This is a genomic window from Streptomyces sp. ME02-8801-2C (assembly GCF_033793965.1).
Lineage (GTDB): Bacteria > Actinomycetota > Actinomycetes > Streptomycetales > Streptomycetaceae > Streptomyces.
In genome coordinates, this window is record NZ_JARAXP010000031.1 from 1 (window position 1) to 22,910 (window position 22,910).

The following is a 22,910-nucleotide window of genomic DNA, read 5'->3' on the forward strand; positions in this document are numbered from 1 at the left end:
TGCGCCGACCGGGATGCGGCCGAGTGAGCCGACCACGACGGGTACTGCCACCAGCAGCGACTGCTGGAACGAGGACAGCTGTAGAGAGTCCTTGAATCGTGGGCCGAGGGGGCTGAGCAGCGCCCATGCCCAGAAGTTCACGGCGAAACCGACCGTGGCGAGCGCCAGCATCAACCACGCCCGACCCGACACGGCAGTGCCCGGCGTTCGATCGTCAGCCGGGATATCCGTCGTCGTCTTTCTTGCCCGGGGCGGCTTCCTTGGTGGCTGGAGCATGGTCCTCATCCCTTTCTGGGGGTTGTACGGGCTGCGTGCGGCGACAGGAGCTCGGCTTGCCGCCAGCCTCACCGATCACGGACGTCGTCTGCGCTGGGCCGAAGGACCTTCCCGCCCGGCCGAGCGGCCCCATGGCGTACTCGTCTCAGGCCGCGTCCGGCAGCCACAGGTCGGGCCCGAAGACCTCGTAATGGATCCGGCGAGCCGGTATGCCGCCGGCCAGCAGCTGCTCCCGGACGGCGCGCATGAAAGGCAGCGGGCCGCACAGGTAGACGGTGGCGTCGGTGGGGACGGCCACCCCGTCGAGGTCCATCAGGCCGGTGCGGGCGTCGGGTTCGGCGGGCCCGGGCCGCTCGTACCAGAACGTGGCGTCGGCGTGCGGGAGCTGGGCGATCAGCTCACGCGTCTCGGCGCGCAGGGCGTGTTCTTCGGGAGACGTGTCCGCGTGCAGGGCAAGGACCGGGCGGGTGGAGCCGGTCGCGGCGAGGCGGGCGAGCATCCCGGCCATGGGCGTGCAGCCGATGCCCGCAGAGGCGAGGACCAGCGGCGTGTCGGTCTCGTCGAGGGCGACGTCGCCGAAGGGCGCGGAGAGGGTGAGCTCGTCCCCGGCACCCACCGTGCGGTACAGCAGGTTCGAGACCTCGCCGTCCGGGGCGGCGTCGGCGCCCGCGACCCGCTTGACGGTGATGCGTCGCAGGTCGCCGCCCGGGTCCGAGCACGAGCAGCAGGGCGCCGCTCGCCTGCTGCGCCAGCACCCGTGCGGGCGGTCCCTCCAGGACGACGGCTCGTACGGCCCTGTCGATCTGGGGCCCGAACACCGCACGCAGCGTCTCGGCCAGCAGTTGTGCGGCCCGAACCCGTTGTTCGGCGGCCGTGGGGCGTGCCGAGGCCGGAGCATAGGGGGCGAACCCGGGCCCGACCGGTTCCCAGGCGTGCACGGCGACGACGTCCGCGTTCAGCGCATGGGCCTGCCGGGTGGCCCACCGCAGCGCGGCCATGGAGGCCTCGGACCCGTCGACCCCCACCACGATGTTGTTGCCGGCGGCGCGTTCCGTCATGGCGTCCTCCCTCGAGAGCCTCTCATCCCACCGTGACCCGAACAGGGCGGGCCGAGCGTGGGCCGAGAGGCTCCGAGCGGGTGCCCAACGGTCCCCTTGCGGGAGGTCGAGGAGGCTCACAGCTTGCGCAGCCAGTCGTCGGCCACGCCGTGCAGGGCCTGTTCGGCCGGCTGGAGGTGTGTGTCGTCGATCCGGTAGGACAGGTGGTCGACGACACTGACGACTCCGTCCATCCGGCCCGCCATGCCAAGCGCGATGGACTTCTCGCTACGCCGTTCCACATGCCCTGCGAGGGTGACCACGCCGTCCTGCACGGAGACCGTGACGGTCCGCGGAGCCAGCCACAGCGTGTCGACGACGATCTCCTGTTCGACGGTGCGACGGATCTCCTCGTCGGTACGCAGGAAGACCTTCAGCAGGTTGTGGCGGGTGACGATGCCGATGAGACGGTCCTCCTCGTCCACCACGGGCAGCCGCTCGATACGGTGCTCGGCCATGAGCCGGGCGGCCTCGGGGAGGGTGGCGTCGGCGCGCACGGTGACGGCCGGCGTGGACATCAGCCCGCCCGCGGTGCGGGCGTGGCTCTTGGCCGTCGTCTCCCGAACGCTGTGGCGCAGTCGGCGCAGCTGGCTGAGCCATGTTTCCGACTCGGGCTCCTGACTCTGCCGGAGCATCAGGTCGGTCTCGGAGACGACTCCGATGACCTTGGCGTCCTCGTCGGTGACGGGGAGCCCGCTGATGCGGTGTTCGCCCAGCAACCGGACCACTTCCTTGAATGAAGTGCCGTAGTCCGCTGTGACGACGTCGCCGACCATCAGGGCGCCGATCTTCGTGGGGTTCATGGGTGCTCCTCTTCCGAGAGCGCTGTGGGACCCGGTCTGCGCAGCCGGCACGGATACGGGTCGTGGGCGTGGCGTGGCACGAGACGCACGGACGTCGACGGCCCCGGACAGCACGTGCACCGGCGCTCGTTCGGTGTCGGTCCTCGTGTGTCTGCGTCCACCCTCCGGGCTTGGAGTCCAGCCTCTGGCGTGGGCGTTCGGGGACCCAGGGGCTGAGCGGGCAGGCGGCAGGGCCGCCCGGCCCTCCCCGGCGGGGCCGAAAGTCCTCCGCCAGGGCCGAACCGCCTCTCCTGCCACCCTGCCCCGGGATGCGACGCTGACGGTGGGCCCCTCTGCTGCACGCCCTGCAACAGCCTGACGAAAGGCGGTGGGGACGATGGAACTGCCCCTGGTCGTGGGTGTCGACGGGTCGGACGCGAGCCTCGTGGCGGTCGACTGGGCGGTGGACGAAGCGGCCCGGCTCGGCCTCCCGCTGCGGCTGGTGTACGCCTCCCTGTGGGAGCGCTACGAAGGCGCCGTGCCGCCGGACGGCTCGGAGACCTCGTCCGAGCAGGTGATGGCGGAGCACGTCGTCCAAGCCGCCACGGAGCGTGCGCGGCGGCGCAACCCGGACGTGAAGGTGACCGCCGAGATCCAGCCCGAGGAAGCGATAGAGGCCCTGCTGCACGCGGGCAACAACGCATCGGTGCTGGTGACGGGGTCCCGCGGCCGCAACGAGCTGACGGGGCTGCTGCTCGGTTCGGTCAGCCTGGCCCTGGCGGGCCGAGCCCACTGCCCGGTGATCGTGGTCCGGGGTGACAAGGCCGGCCTGGCCGGCGCCCACGAACGCATCCTGCTGGGCCTGGGCGACCCCGCCACCAGCGGTGAGGCGGTGTGGTTCGCCTTCCGCGAGGCCGAGGCACGCGGCTGCACCCTCGACGTCGTACGCGCCTGGCGCTGCCCCGCGCACGAGAGCGCCGACCACCCCCTGCTGGCCGGAGAACCGGCGCACCGCCACGAACAGCAGGCGTCCGCCCTGCTCGACACCCTGCTCCACGACGCCGTGACTGACCGCCCTGGTGTCCAGCTGCGCCGTGCCACGGTGGGAGGACCGGCCCGCAAGGTACTGCTGAACCGTTCCGCCGCCGCAGACCTCCTGATCATCGGCGCCCGGCGCAGGCACAGCCACTACGGCCTCCAACTCGGCCGCGTGGCACACACGCTGCTGCACCACGCACAGTGCCCGGTGGCGGTCGTGCCGCAGCGCGCGTGATCACCCCTACCCGACTGCCGAAGGAGGCTTCCATGACCGAGTCGAGCCGCTTGCGCGACCGGAAAGACGGAGGTGAAGAGCCGGTAGGCGCGCACCACGGCCCACAACACACCAGCTCTCTGGCGCCCGCGGACGCGCTCGCACCCGTACTGCGGGACATCGAGGCCGTCGTGTTCGACACCGACGGAGTGATCACCGACTCGGCCCGCGTGCACGCCGCCGCATGGAAGACCGCCTTCGACGCCTTCCTGCGCGACCATCCACCCGCAGACCCCTGCCGGCGACGGCCCTTCGACGTCCGCGACGACTACCTGCGCTACGTCGACGGCAAGTCCCGCATCGACGGCGCGACGGCCTTCCTCGCCTCCCGCGGCACAGCTCCGACCGCCGAGCGGGTCCAGGCCGTCACCGCATACAAGGAACGGCTGTTCACCGAGCGGCTGCGCGAGCACGGTGTCGACGCCTACCCGGGCACGGTGCGCCTCCTGAACGCCCTGCGCGCGGCAGGGGTACCCCTCGCCGCGGCCTCCGCGTCCCGGCACGCCCGTGAACTGCTGACCGGGGCCCGCGTACTCGACCTGTTCGACGCCCTGGTCGACGGCGGTGAGGCGGCCCGTCTCGGCCTGCCTGGCAAACCACGGCCCGACCTGTTCCTGGAGGCGGCACGCCGGCTCGGAGTCCCCGCCGACCGCACGGCCGTCGCCGAGGACGCCCTCGCGGGCGTGGAGGCGGGCCGACGGGGAGGGTTCGCCCTGGTCATCGGCGTGGATCGCGCGGCCGGTGCGGATACGCGGGAGGGGCTGCTGCGGCACGGCGCCGACATTGTCGTACGTGACCTGGGCGAGCTGCTCACCCACGGAACGCCTTCGTGATGGCCGTGACCTGGGAGTACGAAGGTTACGTACCCGGGCAGGAGCGGCTGAGGGAGTCGCTGTGCACCCTGGGCAACGGCTATTTCGCCACACGCGGGGCCCTCCCCGAGTGCGCGGCGGACGACGTGCACTACCCGGGCACGTACGCCGCCGGCATCTACAACCGACTGACCTCGGAAGCGGCCGGCCGTTCCGTCGACAACGAGGACCTGGTCAACCTGCCGAACTGGCTGCCGCTGCGCTTCCGACTTCCGGGGCAGGAGTGGATCACGCCGGACACGGCGACGGTGCTGGAGCACGGCCTGGTCCTGCACCTGTCCGCGGGGCTGCTGGAACGCCGGACACGGTACGACCTCGGCGAGCGGCGGGTGCTGGCCGTGCGGCAGCAGCGGCTGGTGCACATGGGCGATCCCCATCTGGCCGCCCTGCGTACCGAGTTCACGGCGGAGGGTTTCTCCGGCGACCTGGAGGTGGAGGCGGCCCTCGACGGCGGGGTGAGCAACGCCGGCGTGCCGCGCTACCAGGATCTGGACGGCCGCCACCTCACGCACGGGCACACCGGCGACGCCGCACCCGACACCGTGTGGCTGCGCTGCCGCACCCGCACCTCGGACATCCGCATCGGCATGGCGGCCCGGCTCACCACCGACGCGCCTGCCAACGACGTGCCCGTCACCGCCGAGCACACACCTCCGTGCGCCATGCAGCGGCTGCGCCCGCACCTGACCCCCGGCCGCACCGTCACCGTCGACAAGACCGTTGCCCTGCACACCTCCCGCGACCCGGCGATCAGCGATCCGCTGTACGCCGCGCTCGACCGGGTGGGCCGCGCCCCCGGCTTCGACGACTTGCTGGAGTCGCATCTGACGGCCTGGGACCAGCTGTGGCGCCGGGCCGAGCTGGAGGTACCCGGGGAGGCGGGCCGCATCCTGCGGCTGCACCTGTTCCACGTCCTGCAGACGCTCTCCCCGCACACCGCCGACCTCGACGTCGGCGTGCCGGCCCGGGGACTGCACGGCGAGGCCTACCGAGGACACGTGTTCTGGGACGAGCTGTTCGTCCTGCCGTACCTGAACCTGCACTTCCCCGAGGTCTCCCGCGCCCTGCTGCGCTACCGCCACCGCCGACTCGAGCAGGCCTGCACCGCGGTTCGGGAGGCGGGCCGCAGGGGCGCGATGTATCCGTGGCAGAGCGGCAGCGACGGGCGGGAGGAGACCCAGCGGCTGCACCTCAACCCGCGCTCGGGACGCTGGCTGCCGGACCACTCCCGGCTCCAGCATCACGTCGGCTCGGCGATCGCGTACAACGTGTGGCAATACTGCGAGGCGAGCGGCGACGCCGAGTTCCTGCACACCAAGGGCGCCGAGATGCTGCTGCAGATCGCCCGCTTCTGGGCCGATGCGGCGGTGTACGACGAGCAGCTCGGACGGCACCGCATCCGCGGGGTCGTGGGACCCGACGAGTACCACGACGCGTATCCGGGCGCGGCCGAACCCGGCCTCGACGACAACGCCTACACCAACGTCACGGCCGCCTGGGTGCTCACCCGCACCCTGGAACTCCTCGACACCCTGCCCGAACCGCGCCGCCGGGAACTCGTCGAGCGCACCGGCCTGGACGGCGGCGAACTCGAACAATGGGAGGACGTCTCCCGCACGCTCCACGTGCCCTTCCACGCAGGAGTCATCAGCCAGTTCGAGGGCTACGGCGAGCTGGAGGAGCTCGACTGGGACGGCTACCGGCAGCGCTATGGCGACATCCGGCGCCTGGACCGGATCCTGGAGGCCGAGGGCGACACCGTCAACCGCTACCAGGCCTCCAAACAGGCCGACGTCCTGATGCTCGGCTACCTCTTCTCACCAGCCGAACTGCAAGGCCTGTTCGTCCGGTTGGGGGTGCGGCTCGACGAGGAGACATGGCGGCGCACCGTCGACCACTACCTGCACCGCACCAGCCACGGCTCCACGCTCAGCGGCCTGGTCCACGGCTGGGTGCTGGCCCGGGCCCGGCGCACCGAGGCGTGGAAGTTCTGCCAGGAGGCCCTGCAGGGCGACATCGCCGACCTGCAGGGCGGCACCACCGGCGAAGGAATCCACCTCGGTGCCATGGCCGGCACCCTCGACCTCGTCCAACGCGGACTCACCGGCCTGGAGACCCGGGGCGGGGCAATCCGGCTCGACCCCGTGCCGCTGCCCGAACTGTCCTCGTACGGCTTCACCCTGCGTTACCAGGGCCACTGGGGCGTACGCCTGCGGCTGGAACACGGCCGACTGGAGATCGCCGTACCGTCGTCCGACCGGTCCCCGATCGACGTACGGCTGCCCGACCGCACGGTCTGCGTGCAGCCCGGAGAGACGTGCCGGCTGGCGCTCCCGGACTGACGGTTGCCGCGGCGCACCGGGGCTTGGGAGGCGCTGGCCTCGCCGTCCGGCCCGGCAGAGGGGGTAACGCTCTGCGGGAACCGAGAAGGAGGCCGCACCGGTGGCCGTCCGAGCGCGGGGTGGAAAGGCAACACGAATATCGCGGGCTGACCTGGCGACATGGGCCGATCGGACCTTCGCCCGGCTGACGGCCCCGCTCAGGAGCGTCCGAACGGCTACTCGCCGCTGCTCAACGCGACACGGCGGAGGGTACGGGGCGTTGTCATGCTGTTCTCCCTCTTCTCATTGACGGGAATCGGGGACGCTCCCCACCTTCAGTACACCGTGCATGGGTTGTCGGCGCTGCGGTCCAACTGGCCTTACACGGTGGGCCGTTCGTCACCCGCGATAGATGCATACGGTCACGGGGCGAGGGAGAAGTAGTTCTCCTCTTCCTGGGTGAAGTGCAGACGCAGCACGCTGTGCAGTCCGTAGAGGCAGGCGCGCAGATCGTCGAGCTGTTCCGGCGCCAGGTCACCGTCGGTGTCGGCGAGTGTGAGGTGGGTGCCGACGCGCCGGGCGAGCCGTTCGATCTCGGCATGGGCGCGGCTCATGGTGGCGGTCGCCTCCGGGCCGCCGAGGGTGGGGGCGAGTGCCGGGTAGAGCTGATGCTCCTCGGCGTACTCGTGTGGCAGCAGCCGTTCGGTGAGCAGGCGGTGCGCCTCGGCAACTGCCGCGAGTGCTTCGGGACCGGTGCCGTTCGAGAGGCGATCGGCGGCCTCGCGTACGGCCTCCAACACCTCCTGCAGGTCGTCGTGTTCGGCGGCGAAGCGGTGGATGAGTGCTTCCGTGGAGGGCTGGAGCACCGGCCGCGCGGACTTGTCGTCGCCCAGCGCGCGCAGCGCGTTGAGGATCACCGCGACGTCGATGCACTCCTGGAACAGGGCGCCGACGGCGGGCGGGAGCAGGCCGAAGCCGGCCGCGGCCATGGCCGCGAGGGACATCAGCATCCCGCCGAGCGCACTCTGCACGGCGATGCGGCGGGAACGTACGGCGATGGCGACGGCGTCGGCCAGGCGGTCCACCCGGTCGGTGGTCAGGACGATGTCGGCGGCCTCGGAGGAGGCCGTGGAGCCGCGTGCGCCCATGGCCACGCCGATGTCCGCGGCGGCCAGGGCAGGGGCGTCGTTCACGCCGTCACCCACCATCACAGTGACCGCGTGGTCGCGTTCGGCACGTACGGCGGAGACCTTGTCGGCCGGGGTCAGGCCGGCGCGCACGTCGTCGAGGCCGAGGACGCTGCCGATCTCGCGGGCCGGTTCGGGCTGGTCACCGGTGAGCATCACGAGCCGGTCGATGCCCGCCGAACGCAGGCGGCGCACCGTGCGAGGAGCGTCGGGGCGCAGCGGATCACGCAGCAGGACGGCGCCGATGGCGCGGCCGTCGAAGGTGAGCCAGGCGACGGCCGCCCCGTCCAGCAACGCGCGGTTGTCGACCGAGCACGCCCAAGCGGGCCTCTCGGCTCGGGCGTGCAGGCGGCCGATGGTCATCCGACGCCCCTCGACGGTGCCGACGGCATCCCGGCCGGGCTCCTCGGACACCTCGGCGGGCACGGCCGGTTCGAGTCCGCGCTCACGGGCCGCGTCGACGATCGCCTTGGCCAGGACGTGCGGGGAGTATTGGTCGAGCGAGGCGGCCAGCCGCAGCACCTCCGCCGGGTTCCAGCCGGTCGCCGCGATCACGTCGAGGACGCGCGGGTGGCCGCCGGTGAGAGTGCCGGTCTTGTCGAGCAGCAGGGTCCGGGCCCGGCCGAGGTTCTCCAGTGCGCCGCCGTCACGGATCACCACCCCCAGGCGGGAGGCCCGCGACAGCCCGGAAACGACGGCCACCGGCGCCGCCAGCAGCAGAGGGCACGGCGTGGCGACCACCAGGACAGCCACCGCCCGCACGGCGGAACCGGTGGCCAGCCAGGCCAGCCCCGCGGCAGCCAGGGACAGCGGCAGGAACCAGGCCGCGTAGCGGTCGGCGAGACGGACAACGGGAGCGGACTCCGCCCCGGCCTGCCGGGCCAGCTGTACGATCTCGGCGTACGTGCTGTCCCGCTCGGTCGCCGTGGCGCGCAGGTCGAAGGCGCCACCCGCGTTGACCACGCCGCTGCGCACCGTCTGGCCCGGCCCGCGCTCCACGGTCAGAGGTTCACCGGTGAGCACCGATTCGTCGAGCACTGCCGTGGCACCGACCATCTGGCCGTCGACGGGGACCACCTCGCCCGGCCCGACGACGAGCAGGTCACCGACGGCGACCTCGGCCAGCGGCACAGTGCGCACCTCGGTCCCGGTGCGGCGCCGGCCGGTGCGCGGCGCGTGCTCCAGCAGTGCGCGCAGGTCGCGGGAGGCCCGTCTACGGGCCGCGGCCTCCAGGGTGCGGCCGGTGGCGAGCATCAGCGCGATCAGGGCCCCGGCCAGGTACTCGCGCACGGCCAGGGTGCCGCCGAGCGCCAGGACCGCGATCAGGTCCACGCCGGCATGACCGCGCCGCAACGCGGCCAGAACCCAGCCCACCGCGGGTACGACGGCCACGACGGTGCCGAGGCCCCAGCAGAAGTCAGCGACGGCGGGGGCGTCTGCCAGCCAGGAGACGCCACCGGCCGTCAGGGCTGTGGCCGTGACGGCGAGGAGAACCGTCTCCGGACCGGGCGGCAGGAACAGCGCCGCGAACAAGCGTCGCAGCGAGCTCCCAGGAATGGCGCGGTTCACGGCGGGTCCCCCCAGCTCAAGTGTGCGGGACGACAGCGACGGGGCACGGCGCATGGTGCAGCGCCGCGTGCGCGACGGGCCCGAGTTTCCAGGTGAGGTGGGACGGGTGCCGTCGGCGCCCCACGACGGTGAGCCGGCTGTGCACGGAGGCGGACAGCAGCACCTGAGCCGCGGAGCCCTTGGTGGCCTGTTCCACGACTGGGACGTCGGGGAACTTCTCGCGCCACGGTGCCAGTTCGGCGGCGAACCGTGTGCGTTCCTCCGCCTCGTAGCCGGTGTCGGCCGGCTTGGACAACACGCGTGGATGCGTCAATGGAGAGGACGATGGCAGAGCCCGTACGGCGCGCACGGGCGTTCCCCGACCCTGGGCGGTGGTGAAGGCGAACTCCAGCAGAGGGGAGGTGATCGGTCCTTCCTCTTGCACGCCGACCACGATCTCGTCGCGATCGGCTGCCGCCGGATGTTCCCAGCCCTCCTCGACGGCCCGATCGCCGGCCCGGACGGTGACGGCCGGACACTGCGTGAGGCCCAGGACATGCAGGCTGATGGAGCCGAGCAGGAAACTCGCCGCCGAGCTGTGTCCGCGGGAGCCGAGCACCAGCATGGTCGCGGTGTCGCTCAGGTCCAGCAGCGCTGCCGAGGCGGGAGCCGACACGAGCTTCGTGGTCACGGTCAGATCGCCGTAGCGGTGGAGCAGTTCGGCCTCGGCTCGGCGCAGTACCTGGCCGCCGTACCGCTGCTTGCTGAGGGCTTCCTGGGCGATGGGCACGTCTAGCGGCTGGGTGGTCCAGGAGTGGACCAGCAGGACGGGCAGGTGCCGGTCCACGGCTTCGCGGGCGGCCCACCACGCCGCTGTCATGCCGACGGGGGAACCGTCGAGACCGACGACGACAGGTCCGGTCATGGCGCACCTCCGCTGTCGGCGCGACAGAGAGTCGAGGGCCACGCTGCCGCGCATGTATCCCCCATTCCAGGGTCGGGCTCGACGGCCATCCGGGCGAGGGCCGGATGGTTCGCACCGTGGGCCCGTCCGGCCCTGTGCGTGTGCGGCGGGCAGGAAGAGGCTGGGCCGGTAGTGAGGCGAAGGCCGTCAGGCCGATCTCGCCGGGCCAGGTGCCCGGCCGCGTGGCGCTGCCCGCGGCCTGCTCGTCCCGCAGGAAGCCCTGCCGCCCCGGCGGTGGGACGGCGCGGAGCCGGAGAGGGAGAAAGATGAGTGGCCCGGTTGTCGTGGGAGTGGACGGCTCGTTGTCGAGTCTGGCCGCGGTGGAGGTCGCTGCCAGGGAAGCCGATCGGCGAGGGGCGGACCCGATGGTGCTGGATGCGTGGAGTGACCGGATCGTGCGTCCGGAGGCCGGGCCTGCCGAACGGAGGTTCGCGAAGCACGACAGGGACCGGCTCCCAAACGACGCGATTCCTGGGCTCGGCGGAGTCCTGAGCAAGAAGTATCCGGACGTCGTCGTGCACTGCCGGCGCACCCGGGGTTGGACCCGCCAGGCCCTCGTCGAGGCGAGCGCCGGAGCCCAGCTGGTCGTGGTCGGGGCGCACGGGCGGGGCGGCCTGACGGGCTTGCTGCCGGGCTCGGTCAGCGAGGCAGTCCTGCGGCATGCGCACTGCCCCGTCGCCGTGGCCGGCTCCGGGAAGGAGTGACCGTGGAGGGCGAGGTGACCATCCGCGTCGCACCGGAAGCTCCGGTGCCGGAACATGCCGTCGCGGTGTCCGATCCGTACCGGCTGACCGTGCCGCAGGTCGCGGCCCGACTCGGCGTCGACCCGGGTGCGGGGCTCAGTACGCCTGAGGTCACCGAGCGTACGGCGGCCTTCGGGTCCCAACCGGCTGGCCGAACCGGCCCGGCGCCCGGAGTGACTGAAGTTCCTGGACCAGTTCCGCAACTGGCTCATCGGCATCCTGCTGACCGCCGCCGTGGTCGCCGGAGCCATCGGTGACATCAAGGACGCCGTGGTCATCACCGTCGTCCTGCAGATCAACGCCGTCCTCGGCTACCTCCAGGAACGGCGCGCCGAACGCAGCCTGGAGGCGCTGCGCCGGATGCTCGTGCCGACCGCCCGGGTCCGCCGCGACGGTACGGAACAGGTGGTGGAGGCGCACACCCTGGTACCCGGCGACGTGGTCCTGCTGGAGGCCGGCGACCGGGTGCCGGCCAACGGGCGGCTGGTCGTCGCGCAGGCGGTGGAGGTGGCCGAGGCGGCCCTGACCGGGGAGTCCCAGCCCGTCGCCAAGAACGTGGCGGCGGTCGGGCACGCCGCGACCGTGCCAGTGCCGCTCGCCGAGCGCACCAGCGTGCTGTTCATGAACACCGCGCTGACCCGGGGCCGTGCCGAGATGATCGTCACGGCCACCGGCATGCGCACCGAACTCGGCGCGATCGCCGAGGCGTTGCGCACCGGCCCGGAACCGCCCAGCCCGCTCCAGGTCCAGCTCGACAGTCTCGGCCGGCGGCTCGCGCTGCTGAGCGGTGTCGCGGTCGTCGCCTATGCCTTGACCGCCCTGGTGCGCGGCGAGGCGCTCGCGGACATCGCGCTGCGGGCGGTGGCGCTGGCCGTCGCCGCGATCCCCGAGGGGCTGCCCGCCGTCCTGGCGTTGACACTGTCGCTCGGGGTGTACCGCATGGCGCGCCGTGGCGCCATCGTCAAACGCCTCGCCTCCGTGGAGTCGCTCGGTGCGGCGACCGTCGTGTGCAGTGACAAGACCGGCACGCTGACCATGAACGAGATGACCGCGCGGCTCCTGTGGAGCGCAGGCAGGCTCTACGACGTCACGGGCGAGGGCTATGGCACAGCGGGCGCCGTCTGCGCCGCAGGCACGTCGGACGCCGTACACGACGGTGACCTGTGCGAGGCGGTGCTTCCCTTCGCCGCGTGCAACGACGCGCGCCTGACCGACCAGGGCTTCATCGGGGATCCGACGGAGGCCGCGCTGGTGGTGCTCGCGGCGAAGGCCGGCATCGACGCGGACCTGCTGCGCGCGGAGCTGCCCCGCCTCGGTGAACTGCCCTTCGACGCCGCCACCAAGTACATGGCCACCTTCCATCCCGAACCCGACGGCCGCATCCGAGTCCAGGTCAAGGGCGCCGTCGACGTCCTGCTGGACCTGTGCGGCGACGTGCTCACCGGGGACGGTGTGCGTTCCCTCGACGAGGGGCGCAGGAGCGAGATCCTCGCCGTGACCTCACAGTTCGGCGACGCCGGTCTGCGGGTCCTGGGCGCGGCCACCACCGTCGTCGACAGTGTGCCGGACACTGCGGCCGACCTGACCGGGCTGACCCTGGTGTCCATCGTGGGGATCGCCGACCCGCCGCGTCCGCAGGCGCGGGACGCGCTGGCGCTGTGCCGCACGGCCGGGGTCGCGGTCAAGATGATCACCGGCGACCATGCCGGCACAGCGGCGGCCATCGCGCGCGAACTGGGCATCACCGGCGAGGTGGTGACCGGCGTCGAGCTGGACCGGATGACGGAGGCTCAACTCGCCCTCCGCATCGACGACATCGGCGTCTTCGCCCGGGTCGCCCCGGAGCACAAGGTCGTGATCGTACGGGCGCTGGTGAGCAGGGGCCACATCGTCGCCATGACCGGCGACGGCGTCAACGACGCCCCGGCGCTGCGGGCCGCCCACATCGGGGTCGCCATGGGCATCACCGGCACGGACGTCGCCAAGGAAGCCGCCGACATGGTGCTCACCGACGACGACTTCTCCACGATCGTGCGGGCCGTGCGCGAGGGCCGCGCCATCTACGCCAACATCGTCAAGTTCGTCCGCTTCCAGCTGGCCACCAACATCGGCGCCATCCTGACCCTGATGGGAGCCTCCCTGGCCGGACTGCCCGCCCCGCTCACGGCGGCCCAACTGCTGTGGATCAACATCATCATGGACGGCCCGCCCGCCATGGCCCTGGCCGTCGACCCCGCCCGCGATGACGTGATGCGCCACCCGCCGCGCGACCCGGCCGAGCGGATCCTTGACACCCGGCGTCTGTTCGTCATCGGCCGGGCGGGCGCGGTCATGGCCGTAGGCACCGTGGTCCTGCTGGCCCTCGCGCGCCCGCGCGTAGGCACGGACACGGCCGCGACCATGGCGTTCACGACGTTCGTCCTCTTCCAGCTGTTCAACTCCCTGGGCGCCCGCGCGGACGACGGCCCCCTGCTGGGCCGCCACCAATTCCGCAATCGCACTCTGTGGCTGTGCCTAACCGGCGTCCTGGCCGTGCAGGTCGCCGCCGTCCACCTGCCCTGGGCGCGCACGGTCTTCGGCACCGTGCCGCTGAACGCCGCCCAGTGGGCCCTGTGCCTGGCCACCGCGTCCACCGTCCTCCTCGCCGAACTGGCCCTGCGCGCCGCTCGATCAGCGCTGCGCGGATCCGTCAGGACAACCTGACGGGTTGCTCTCCTGCGCCGATGGACGCGCGCAGCTACGGCGTGAGACTCCCGAGGGCAGTCTCACGCCACACCGGTGCCTGCACTCGCCGTATTCGGGACGGGATCACGCGCCTGCGTCGGCCGCGGTGAGTGAGGCGAGGGCGGCGTCGAGGCGGCGGGTGGCCTCTTCGGCGACCGGACGCAGGGCGTCGAGTTCGGTGAGGGCGACCATCGTGTTCGGGTCGAGGGCCTGTACGGCGGTGCGGTCGCCGTCGGCGCGGACGACGACGTTGCAGGGCAGCAGCAGGCCGATGGAGCGGTCGGTCTCCAGAGCGCGGTGGGCCAGTGACGGGTTGCAGGCGCCGAGGATCAGGTAGTCCTCCATGTCCTGGTCGAGCTTGGCCTTGAGGGTGGAGGCGACGTCGATCTCGGTGAGGATGCCGAAACCCTGCTCGGCGAGCGTGTCGCGGACGCGGCCGACGGCGGTGGCGAAGTCGGTGTCGAGATGCACGGTGCGGTCGTAACGCATGACGGTGGCCCTACTCGTGAGGGGTTCGGGCGGGGTGTCTCCTGCTTCAGAAAATACCCCGGGGGGTACCCATGCTAGCCTCGATGCATACCCCCGGGGGTAATTCTTCGCTGGAAGGGAGTGCTCGGCGTGTTCTTCGTTGACACCATCGAGGTGGCGGGGCTCGGCAACCGCAGCTACCTGGCGGGCGGTGAGCGGACGGCGGTGGCGGTCGACCCGCCGCGAGACGTCGACCAGATGATCGCGGCGGCGGTCCGACGGGGGGTGCGGATATCCCGCGTCGTCGAGACGCACATCCACAACGACTACGTCACCGGCGGTCTGGAGCTGGCCCGCCTCACGGGCGCCGCCTACCTCGTTCCGGCCGGCGCCCGCGTCTCCTTCGACCGGATACCCGTGCGCGACGGGGACAGCACCGTCATCGACGCCGATGCCGAACTGGCCCTGCGTGCCCTCGCGACGCCCGGCCACACGCCGCACCACACCTCATACGTCCTGGAGGAGAACGGGGCGGCGGTCGTGGTGTTCACCGGCGGCTCGCTGCTCATCGGCACGGTCGGCCGCCCGGACCTCGTCGAGCCGCGACTGACTGAGGACCTCGCCCGCGCCCAGCATGCCTCCGCACACCGCCTCGCAGTCGAACTGCCCGACGAGACACCCGTGTTGCCCACCCACGGCTTCGGCAGCTTCTGCTCGTCCAGTCAGGCCGAAGGGAGTGCCACGACCATCGGCAAGGAGAAGGCGGGCAACGAGGCGCTCACCCGGGACGTGGACACGTTCGTCGCCGACCTGCTGGCCGGTCTGGACGACATCCCCGCCTACTACGCGCACATGGGTCCGGCCAACGCGAACGGCCCCGCGCCGGTCGACCTCACCCCGCCCGTCGTCGCCGACGCCGAGGAGATCGCCGCGCGGCTGGCCGCGGGGGAGTGGGTGGTCGATCTGCGCAACCGCGTCGCGTTCGCCGAAGGACATATAGCGGGCTCGTTCAACTTCGAGGCCGAGGGGCAACTCGCCACGTACCTGGCCTGGTTGATCCCGTGGGGCAAGCCTGTGACGCTGCTCGCCGAGTCGGCCGCGCAGCTGGCCGCCGCCCAGCGTGAGCTGGTCCGCGTCGGTATCGACCGACCGGCCGCAGCGGCCACCGGCGAACCGTCGGCCTGGGTACGCGATGACGAGGCCCTCGCTTCCTTCGCTCGGACCACGTTCGCCGACCTCGCGCGCCAGTACCCCGGCGAGGGCGTCGTCGTACTGGACGTCCGGCGCACCTCCGAACGGGCCGGCGGCTTCATCGAGGGCTCGGTGCACATCCCGGTCCACACCCTGCACCGGCGGCTCGACGAGATCCCCGAAGGAGAGGTGTGGGTGCACTGCGCGGGTGGCATGCGCGCCGCCATCGCGGCCTCGCTGCTGGACGCGGCCGGCCGTGACGTCGTCGCGGTGGATGACGCGTTCGACGCCGCCGAGAAGGCCGGACTCACCGTCCGGGCCGCCTGACCGGCCACCCGGAAGGAGCGAGAAGCACCGATGAACCTCTTCCACCGCGGCCCAGGCCGGGTCACCGTACGGGAGGCAGCCGAGCACACCGGGCATGGTCCCGCCGCCGAGGGCAAGGGCGGCACCGGCGACGCCTTGCTGCTGGACGTCCGCGAGCCCTGCGAGTGGCAGGCGGGCCACGCTCCCGGGGCGGTCCACGTGTCGCTGTCCGCCCTGGCAGCGGGCGTCTCGCTGCCGGCCGAGGCTCAGGGCCGCCCGCTGGTCGTCATCTGCCGCTCGGGCAACCGCTCCCGGCAGGCCGCCGAACTGCTGGTTGCCCGGGGTGCCCCGGCCGTGGACGTCATCGGCGGTATGCGGGAGTGGCTCCGGGCCGGTCTGCCGGTCGTGGACCAACAGGGCATGAACGGCACGGTGGCGTGAGCACTCTGATACTCGCCCTGGCCGCCGGGGCCGTCATCGGCCTGGCGCTCGGCGCGCTCGGGGGCGGCGGCAGCGTGCTGGCCGTACCCGCCCTGATCTACCTGCTCGGCTTCACCCCGGTCGCGGCCACCACCGCGTCCCTCGTCATCGTGGCCGTCAGCTCGGCCACGGCGCTGCCCGCGCATGCCCGCGACGGCCAGGTCCGCTGGCGTACGGGGCTGTTGTTCGCGGCCGCCGGGATCGGTCCGGCGATGCTGGGCGGCGCGGTCGCCGGGCGGTTGCCGGCGGCGGCGCTGACCGGAGCCTTCGGCGTGGTCGCCGCAGCGGCCGCGGTTCGTATGCTGCGTGCCCGCCGCAGCACGGACGTGGCGCGGCCGGTGCGTCCCGGCCGGGCGGCGGCCGCCGGCGCCGGGCTCGGCGCGGTCACTGGCGTCCTGGGAGTCGGCGGCGGCTTCCTCGCCGTACCGGCGCTGGTCGGTGTCCTCGGGATGCGGATGCGGGCGGCGGTGGGCACCAGTCTGCTGGTCATCACCGTCAATTCGCTGGCCGCGCTCGCGATGCGGGCGGGTACGGCCGACGGCCTGGACTGGGCGGTGATCGGTCCCTTCGCCGGTGCCGCGGTCCTCGGTGCGTGGGACGGCAAACGCCTGGCCGCGAAGGTCTCAGTGAAGGCGCTGCAGCGGATCTTCGCGCTGGTGCTGCTGGCGGTGGCCGCCTTCATGCTGATCGACACGGCGGTGTGATGGGGCCGGTCCGCAGGAGGCTGTGTCTCACGCCAGCGACAGGAACAGCTTCTCCAGGCGGGCGCGCATCTGTGCGGCGTCCTCGCCGTTCTTGCGGCCGGACTCGATGTCGGTCACGCACTGCTGCAGACCGGTGGCGATGATTGCGAAACCTGCACGGTCGAGGGCGCGCGAGGCTGCGGCGAGCTGCATCACGACCTCTTCGCAGTCGCGCCCCTCCTCGATCATCCGGATCACGCCGGAGATCTGGCCCTGTGCGCGGCGCAGCCGGTTGAGCACGGCCTTCAGGTCCGCACCCGCGAGTTCCAGTTCCACGATCACTCCTCGAAAAATACCCCTAGGGGTACACTACGTCCCGGTTCGGCACGGCGTCGACCATGAAGGATCACATCAGTCATGACACCTCCCCTCACCCTCGGCACGGACCAGGCCCACACCCGGCTGCACGAGTTCACCGTCATCGACGTGCGCACACCCGGCGAGTTCGCCTCGGGCCACCTGCCAGGCGCGCTCAACATCCCCCTGGACCAGGTCCGGCGCGCGCTGCCCGACATTCGCAACGCCGCCGAGCGCGGCGACATCCTCGTCGTCTGCGCCTCCGGCGCCCGCTCCGAGAACGCCTGCAAGCTGCTCGCGGAGCAGGGCATCCCCACCGCAACGCTCGCCGGTGGCACCGGCGCCTGGGCCGCCGAGGGACACGACCTGCACCGTCCCGAGGCCTGCGAGACCCGTGCCGCCTGGAGCATGGAACGCCAAGTGCGCTTCACCGCCGGCACGTTGGTGCTCCTCGGTCTGGTGCTTGGTCTGCTCGTCTCCCCGGCCTTCCAGATCCTCTCGGCCGGCATCGCGGGTGGCCTGGTCTTTTCCGCCCTCACCAACACCTGCGGCATGGCGGCCATGCTCGGCAGACTGCCGCACAACCGTCCCCGCCCGGCAGACCTTGAGGCCACGCTGGCCTCGCTGCGCGGCCGCTGATCAGTGCTTGCCCGTCGAGGCTGTGGCGGACTGCCGGCCCCGCTGCCAGTTCGGTCCGTGCCTCGGTGCCGGCCTTGGCGAAGACGGGGGGTGACCAGACGGCACGACCCGTACCAGGCGGCCCAGAAGCCGATCAGTGCGATGTCGGATCCGGTTACGGTCGCCTCGAAGTTCTCCTTGGTCAGTTCGATAGTCGGGTATCCGGTTCAACTGGCGGCCAAGCGGGGTCGTTCCAGGCAGACGGGAGGCAGCGGGAACCAGCGCATCCGCTCGAAGTCGGCCGGCAGCCCGGTGGGACTTTCGTCCGGACGGTCGGGGCGGGACGCGAGCAGGTCGCGGGCGCGCGCGAGTTGGCCGACGAGCGCGTCCTCGCCCAGCCGGCGGTGAGGAGAGGCGGGTGCCGAGAGTCGTCCGTCGTCGGTGTAGTGCACATCGGTCAGCCGCAGTGGGGGATCGGTGGAGCCGTCGCGGTGGCGCCACTGGCCGGTGTGCGGGTCGAAGCGGTAGTCCGGCAGGAGACGGTGGCCGTGTGCGGCGATCAGGTCGACCGCGTCGATGAGGTAGTCGCGCACGGTGTCGCTGATGAAGTAGTTGAAGTTGACGCGGGTCCAGCCGGGTTTGATGCCGTCGCAGCCGTGGGCGACCTCGTCGCGCAGGGCGTGGGAGGTGGCCGCGTCGATGGCCAGCAGACGGTGACCGTACGGGCCGGCACAGGAGCAGCCGCCGCGGGCCTGGATGCCGAAGAGGTCGTTGAGCAGGGCGACGACGTAGTTGTGGTGCAGGAAACGTTCGCCGTGGCGGATGCGGAAGGAGACGATGGACAGCCGCCGGGCGTGGTGGTCGCCGAGGATGTCGATGGCCGGATTGCGGTCCCAGCATGCCAGCGCGCGTTGCCAGTGCCGCTCCTCGGCCGCCTGGATCGTGTCGGTGCCGACGGCCCGCTTGAGGGCGAAGACCAGTCCGGCGCGGATGGACTCGACGATCGCCGGGGTGCCGCCCTCCTCGCGGGCGACCGGGTCGTCGAGATACCGGTGGCCGAGCGGGTCGACGAAGGCGACGGTGCCGCCGCCGGGCGCGGTGGGCACCCGGTTGCGGACGAGCTCCCGCCGTACGACGAGCACGCCGGGCGTTTGCGGGCCCCCGACGAACTTGTGCGGGGAGATGAAGAGAGCGTCCTTGTGGTCGTCCGCCCCGGGGCCGCTGTCGGCGACGCGGAGGGGGACGTAGGGGGCGGCGGCCGCGTAGTCCCAGAAGGACAGTGCGCCGTGCGTGTGCAGCAGGCGGGCGATGGGGTCGGTGTCGGTGAGGATGCCGGTGACGTTGGAGGCGGCGGAGAAGCTGCCGATGCGCAGCGGGCGGTCGGCGTATCGCCGCAGTTCGGCTTCGAGTTCGGCGAGGTCGATGTGGCCGTCGGGGTCTTCGTCGATGACGACGACATCGGCGATGGACTCGCGCCAGGGCAGTTCGTTGGAGTGGTGTTCGTACGGGCCGACGAAGACCACCGGACGCTCAGCAGGCGGGGGCGGGTCCGTGCGGCGCAACTGAAGGATGCCGACCAGCTTGTTCACCGCCGCGGTGGCACCGGAGCCGCAGAAGATCACGAGGTCGTCCTCGGTGCCGCCGACCGCGTCGCGAATGATGCGCCGGGCGTCCTCGCGCAGCCGGGTGGTCTGCAGTCCGGTGCTGGAGCTCTCGGTATGCGTGTTGCCGTAGCGGGGCAGCACCTGCGCACGGACGAAGTCCTCGATGAAGTCCAGCGAGCGGCCGGAGGCGGTGTAGTCGGCGTAGACGATCCGCTTCGGGCCGTACGGGCCGTCCAGCACCTCGTCGTCGCCGATCAGCCCGCGGCGGATGCGTTCCAGGAGAGGCGATGCGGGCGATGCCAATCGCGTGACGTGGGTGCTCATGGCTCCAGCTCGATGCCGATCGCGGGGGGCTGGTGGAGCGTGTTGTGGACGGTGCAGTGCGAGGCGACGGCGAGCAGGGCCGCGCGGCGCTCCTCGGGCAGTCCGGGCGGCGGGCTGACGACGACCCGGACGGATCCGACCCGGGCGGGGCGGTCGGTGGCCATGGTGAACTCGGCGCGCACCCTCAGCCCGGCGCGCCCCAGACCATGGCGGTGGAGTTGACGCCCTCTCCTGCCCGAGGGCGGGAGATTCCGGTCCGCACCGCTACGCGGTACCACCTTGGGTTCCTGCTTCACTGGCCCTTGCCGGTCTCCGGAGAGCTCGGTCTTACAGGGGCCTCCACAGGCGTCACTTCCCGCCCGTCCGGCGGTAGATCCGACAACTTCGTCGTCGGATGAGGCGATCTTAGCCATGCCGCCGCGGCCCTCCGGGCCACTATGGGCAGGATGCCCTTCACCTCTACCCTGAAGGATGGAGCACTGGGTAAGTGTTCGGTAGCGGCCGGCGTAGAAGGCGACGCAGGTGGCCAGGGACGCGGCGAACAGCTCGGTCGGGGTGGGCGCGGTGTCGGTGCCGCCCGCGTCCGCGGGCTGGTCGACGAGGAGCCGATGGCCGCGTACCTCGACGGCGAACGCGTCGCCATCGACGTGGATGACGTCGAGGACATGCGCGGCGGCATCCGACGGGCGTGGAGCGGTGGTCTCCGCTGCGGTCCCTGTCATGGCTGTGCCTCCCTCGTCGAGGTTCTCCGCTGCCTGCTTCCAGTGTGCAGCGCGGACGGTGCGGCGGGGGCAGGGGTCGACGGGGGCAGGTCAGGGCCGTTCGGCCCCGTGCGGAGGACCGAGGAGGGATATATCCTGCGGGGTATTTCTGTCGGCTGTGTCATCGGTGCCGCGCGACGAGCCGTCGGGCGGGCCCCCTCCCTACATACCCTGGTGGGTACCCACGCCGGGACCATCGGCCCCTGACTCCGCCTCATCTTCCTTACGAGAGCGGAGGCATGGGCAAACACGTCGTGATTCTCGGAAGCGGCACCGCGGGCACGCTGGCGGCCAACCGGCTGCGGCGGGCGTATGACGAGCGCGAGTGCCGGATCACGGTCGTCGATCAGGACGACGACCACGTCTACCAGCCCGGTCTGCTCTTCGTCCCGTTCGACAGCTCCACGACGGCATCGACTACAAGCAGGCCAGGATCGACAGGGTGGACCTGGACGCACGGACGGTGCACCTCGCCGGCGGCATCCGGCTCACTTACGACCTGCTTGTCGTGGCGACCAAAGCCACGCTCCTCCCGGAAGAGACCGAGGGGCTGGCCGGACCCGGCTGGGTGAGAAGGTCTTCACCTTCTACGACCTGCCCGGCGCAGTGGGCCTGCGGCACGCGCTGGAGCACTTCGAGGGCGGCAGGATCGTTGTCAACGTGGCCGACCTGCCCATCAAGTGCCCCGTCGCGCCACTGGAGTTCGCCTTTCTCACCGACTGGTACCTCCAGCGGTGCGGCATCCGCGACAAGGTTGAACTCACTTACGTCACCCCCTTGGACGCAGCCTTCACCAAGCCGGTCGCCGCCAAGACGCTGGGCGACCTGCTGACGGAGAAGGGCATCGAGCTGGTCACCGAGTTCACACTCGGCGAGGTCGACGGCGCGGGCGGACGCCTGGTGTCGTACGACGGGCGTGAGGTGCCCTTCGACCTGGCCGTCGTCGTGCCGCTGCACGGGGGCGCCGAGTATGTCGGCCGCTCACCGGGGCTCGGCGACGAACTCGGCTTCGTCCCCGTCGACCGGAGCACCCTCCAACATCCCGACCACCCCGAGGTGTTCGCCATCGGCGACGCCGCGGGCCTGCCCGCCTCCAAGGCCGGCTCGGTGGCTCATTTCGAGGGCGAGGTGCTGGTGCACAACATCGTTCGCCACCTCGCCGGACAGCCGCTGGACGCCGCGTACGACGGCCACACCAACTGCTTCGTCGAGACCGGCTTCCACAAGGCCCTGCTCATCGACTTCAACTACGACACCGAGCCGCTGCCCGGCCACTTCCCGGCCGCCGTCGGCCTGCCGCTGCTGAAGGAGTCCCACGCCAACCACCTCGGCAAGCTCGCCTTCGAGTGGCTGTACTGGCACAACCTGCTCCCCGGCAGGGAACTGCCCGGCATCGGCTCGGCGACGCCCGAGCGCGGCAAGAACCACGTCCACGTCTGAGCTGAGGAGAACCGTCATGCCCACCGCCACCTACGGCGACATCGCCGTCCCCGTCGATGACGAAGGCTTCTTCACCGAGCCCGGCCGGTGGACCGAGGCCATGGCCGAGCACATCGCCCGCGAGTCGGGCATCGGGCACCTCACCGACCAGCACTGGAAGGTCATCCGCTTCATGCGCGCCCAGTACGCGGAGAAGGGCACCGGCCCTACCGTGCGGGTGCTCGGCAAGACCTCCGGCGTGAGCGTCAAGGAGCTCTACCAGCTCTTCCCCAAGGGCCCGGCCAAGACCGCCGCGAAGATCGCCGGAATCCCCAAGCCCCGCGGCTGCCTCTGACCCGCCCGCCGCACCACAAGGAGCATGCGTCATGACTGCCACCGTCACGATCGAGAAGGTGTCGATCATCGTCTCCAAGGGATCCCTGGAAGGGATCTACCCGGCCCTGATCATGGCCAACGGCGCCCGCGCCGAAGGCATCGAGGCCGACCTGTTCTTCACCTTCTTCGGCCTCGACGCCATCACCAGGAAGCAGTACGACCACATCAAGCTGGCCACCGTCGGCAACCCCGGCCTCCACCTGCCCACCCTGCTCGGTGGCCTGCCGGGCGTCCCGGACCTGATCACCCGGTACATGGAACGGAAGATGGAGAAGCTCGACATCCCGCCCATCCCCGAGTTCATCGAGATGATCTCCGACACCGGCGCGGGCATCTACGCCTGCAAGGCATCAGTGGACCTCTTCGACCTCGACAAGGACGACCTCATCGAACAGGTCCAGGGCATCATCATCATCGGCGAGTTCTACGAGCACGCCGCCGTCGGACAGATCATCTACACCTGAGCGGCCGTGCGGC

General features: G+C 71.5%; 20 protein-coding genes and 4 pseudogenes. 13 read left to right on the forward strand and 11 right to left on the reverse strand.

Annotation, left to right across the window (positions count from 1 at the left end; genetic code table 11):
• The 4 genes and pseudogenes from PV396_RS45300 to PV396_RS42850 form a co-directional block, all read right to left on the reverse strand.
• A pseudogene (locus tag PV396_RS45300) lies at positions 1–276 on the reverse strand (MFS transporter); the annotation flags it as partial.
• A 145-nt stretch (positions 277–421) separates the two neighbouring features.
• Positions 422–985, reverse strand: a pseudogene (locus tag PV396_RS42845) (hemin transporter); the annotation flags it as partial.
• Between the two features lie 49 nt (positions 986–1,034).
• Positions 1,035–1,334: pseudogene (locus tag PV396_RS45305) on the reverse strand (universal stress protein); the annotation flags it as partial.
• A 116-nt stretch (positions 1,335–1,450) separates the two neighbouring features.
• On the reverse strand, positions 1,451–2,176 hold the full coding sequence (locus PV396_RS42850; RefSeq protein WP_319213787.1) for a CBS domain-containing protein: 726 nt from the start codon (positions 2,174–2,176) through the stop codon (positions 1,451–1,453).
• Between the two features lie 376 nt (positions 2,177–2,552).
• Here PV396_RS42850 and PV396_RS42855 point away from each other — a divergent pair, with 376 nt between their 5' ends.
• From PV396_RS42855 to PV396_RS42865, 3 genes are read left to right on the forward strand one after another with little or no spacing between them, the layout of a single operon-like run.
• Positions 2,553–3,428 (forward strand): universal stress protein, encoded by an 876-nt coding sequence (locus tag PV396_RS42855; protein WP_319213788.1) that lies wholly within the window; start codon positions 2,553–2,555, stop codon positions 3,426–3,428.
• A 32-nt stretch (positions 3,429–3,460) separates the two neighbouring features.
• The gene (locus PV396_RS42860) at positions 3,461–4,300 is read left to right on the forward strand and encodes an HAD-IA family hydrolase (protein WP_319213789.1); all 840 of its coding nucleotides are present in this window, start codon (positions 3,461–3,463) and stop codon (positions 4,298–4,300) included.
• Complete coding sequence (locus PV396_RS42865; protein ID WP_319213790.1) at positions 4,297–6,681, forward strand: glycoside hydrolase family 65 protein; 2,385 nt, start codon at positions 4,297–4,299, stop codon at positions 6,679–6,681. Before PV396_RS42860 ends, PV396_RS42865 begins: the two co-directional genes overlap by 4 nt.
• 401 nt (positions 6,682–7,082) lie before the next feature.
• On the opposite strand, the gene PV396_RS42870 is transcribed toward PV396_RS42865, so the two are convergent.
• Both PV396_RS42870 and PV396_RS42875 read right to left on the reverse strand, forming a co-directional pair.
• Entirely contained in the window at positions 7,083–9,404 is a 2,322-nt protein-coding gene (locus PV396_RS42870) for a heavy metal translocating P-type ATPase (RefSeq protein ID WP_416071581.1), read from the reverse strand.
• Positions 9,405–9,432: 28 nt separating this feature from the next.
• The gene (locus PV396_RS42875) at positions 9,433–10,320 is read right to left on the reverse strand and encodes a universal stress protein (protein ID WP_319213791.1); all 888 of its coding nucleotides are present in this window, start codon (positions 10,318–10,320) and stop codon (positions 9,433–9,435) included.
• A gap of 305 nt (positions 10,321–10,625) precedes the next feature.
• On the opposite strand from PV396_RS42875, the gene PV396_RS42880 reads away from it, so the two are divergent.
• Positions 10,626–11,063 carry a universal stress protein gene (locus PV396_RS42880; RefSeq protein WP_319213792.1) on the forward strand — a complete coding sequence of 146 codons (438 nt, stop codon included), beginning with the start codon at positions 10,626–10,628 and terminating at the stop codon, positions 11,061–11,063.
• A gap of 273 nt (positions 11,064–11,336) precedes the next feature.
• Positions 11,337–13,805, forward strand: a complete 2,469-nt coding sequence (locus tag PV396_RS42885) for a cation-translocating P-type ATPase (RefSeq protein WP_319213793.1) — start codon at positions 11,337–11,339, stop codon at positions 13,803–13,805.
• Positions 13,806–13,910: 105 nt separating this feature from the next.
• Here PV396_RS42885 and PV396_RS42890 read toward each other — a convergent pair whose 3' ends face one another.
• Positions 13,911–14,315: a DUF302 domain-containing protein gene (locus tag PV396_RS42890; protein WP_319213794.1), complete on the reverse strand. Its 405-nt coding sequence runs from the start codon at positions 14,313–14,315 to the stop codon at positions 13,911–13,913.
• A gap of 129 nt (positions 14,316–14,444) precedes the next feature.
• Between PV396_RS42890 and PV396_RS42895 the strand changes: the two genes are divergently transcribed.
• The 3 genes from PV396_RS42895 to PV396_RS42905 are packed head-to-tail and all read left to right on the forward strand — an operon-like array spanning position 14,445 to position 16,975.
• Positions 14,445–15,812 (forward strand): MBL fold metallo-hydrolase, encoded by a 1,368-nt coding sequence (locus PV396_RS42895; protein WP_319213795.1) that lies wholly within the window; start codon positions 14,445–14,447, stop codon positions 15,810–15,812.
• A gap of 30 nt (positions 15,813–15,842) precedes the next feature.
• Positions 15,843–16,232, forward strand: coding sequence for a rhodanese-like domain-containing protein (locus PV396_RS42900; protein WP_319213796.1), 390 nt, complete (start codon positions 15,843–15,845; stop codon positions 16,230–16,232).
• A complete protein-coding gene (locus tag PV396_RS42905; RefSeq protein WP_319213797.1) occupies positions 16,229–16,975 on the forward strand; it encodes a sulfite exporter TauE/SafE family protein in 747 nt (248 codons plus the stop codon). Before PV396_RS42900 ends, PV396_RS42905 begins: the two co-directional genes overlap by 4 nt.
• A gap of 27 nt (positions 16,976–17,002) precedes the next feature.
• Here the strand turns inward: PV396_RS42905 and PV396_RS42910 are convergent, their stop codons facing one another.
• Complete coding sequence (locus PV396_RS42910; RefSeq protein ID WP_319213798.1) at positions 17,003–17,290, reverse strand: metal-sensitive transcriptional regulator; 288 nt, start codon at positions 17,288–17,290, stop codon at positions 17,003–17,005.
• 81 nt (positions 17,291–17,371) lie between these two features.
• Here PV396_RS42910 and PV396_RS42915 point away from each other — a divergent pair, with 81 nt between their 5' ends.
• The gene (locus tag PV396_RS42915; RefSeq protein ID WP_319213799.1) at positions 17,372–17,950 is read left to right on the forward strand and encodes a rhodanese-like domain-containing protein; all 579 of its coding nucleotides are present in this window, start codon (positions 17,372–17,374) and stop codon (positions 17,948–17,950) included.
• A 131-nt stretch (positions 17,951–18,081) separates the two neighbouring features.
• Here PV396_RS42915 and PV396_RS45310 read toward each other — a convergent pair.
• The 3 genes and pseudogenes from PV396_RS45310 to PV396_RS42930 all read right to left on the reverse strand — a co-directional run.
• Positions 18,082–18,141 (reverse strand): annotated as a pseudogene (locus PV396_RS45310) (thiol reductase thioredoxin); the annotation flags it as partial.
• A gap of 15 nt (positions 18,142–18,156) precedes the next feature.
• Complete coding sequence (locus PV396_RS42925; protein ID WP_319213800.1) at positions 18,157–19,857, reverse strand: aminotransferase class V-fold PLP-dependent enzyme; 1,701 nt, start codon at positions 19,855–19,857, stop codon at positions 18,157–18,159.
• Positions 19,854–20,579: a hypothetical protein gene (locus PV396_RS42930; RefSeq protein ID WP_319213801.1), complete on the reverse strand. Its 726-nt coding sequence runs from the start codon at positions 20,577–20,579 to the stop codon at positions 19,854–19,856. Before PV396_RS42930 ends, PV396_RS42925 begins: the two co-directional genes overlap by 4 nt.
• Before the next feature lie 278 nt (positions 20,580–20,857).
• Here PV396_RS42930 and PV396_RS42935 point away from each other — a divergent pair, with 278 nt between their 5' ends.
• From PV396_RS42935 to PV396_RS42950, 4 genes are all read left to right on the forward strand, one after another.
• Positions 20,858–21,190 (forward strand): tryptophan 7-halogenase, encoded by a 333-nt coding sequence (locus tag PV396_RS42935; protein WP_319213802.1) that lies wholly within the window; start codon positions 20,858–20,860, stop codon positions 21,188–21,190.
• Positions 21,191–21,278: 88 nt separating this feature from the next.
• Positions 21,279–22,058, forward strand: a complete 780-nt coding sequence (locus tag PV396_RS42940; RefSeq protein WP_319213803.1) for an FAD/NAD(P)-binding oxidoreductase — start codon at positions 21,279–21,281, stop codon at positions 22,056–22,058.
• A gap of 16 nt (positions 22,059–22,074) precedes the next feature.
• Positions 22,075–22,392, forward strand: coding sequence for a TusE/DsrC/DsvC family sulfur relay protein (locus PV396_RS42945; protein ID WP_319213804.1), 318 nt, complete (start codon positions 22,075–22,077; stop codon positions 22,390–22,392).
• 31 nt (positions 22,393–22,423) lie between these two features.
• Positions 22,424–22,897 carry a DsrE/DsrF/DrsH-like family protein gene (locus tag PV396_RS42950; protein WP_319213805.1) on the forward strand — a complete coding sequence of 158 codons (474 nt, stop codon included), beginning with the start codon at positions 22,424–22,426 and terminating at the stop codon, positions 22,895–22,897.
• Positions 22,898–22,910 lie beyond the last annotated feature (13 nt).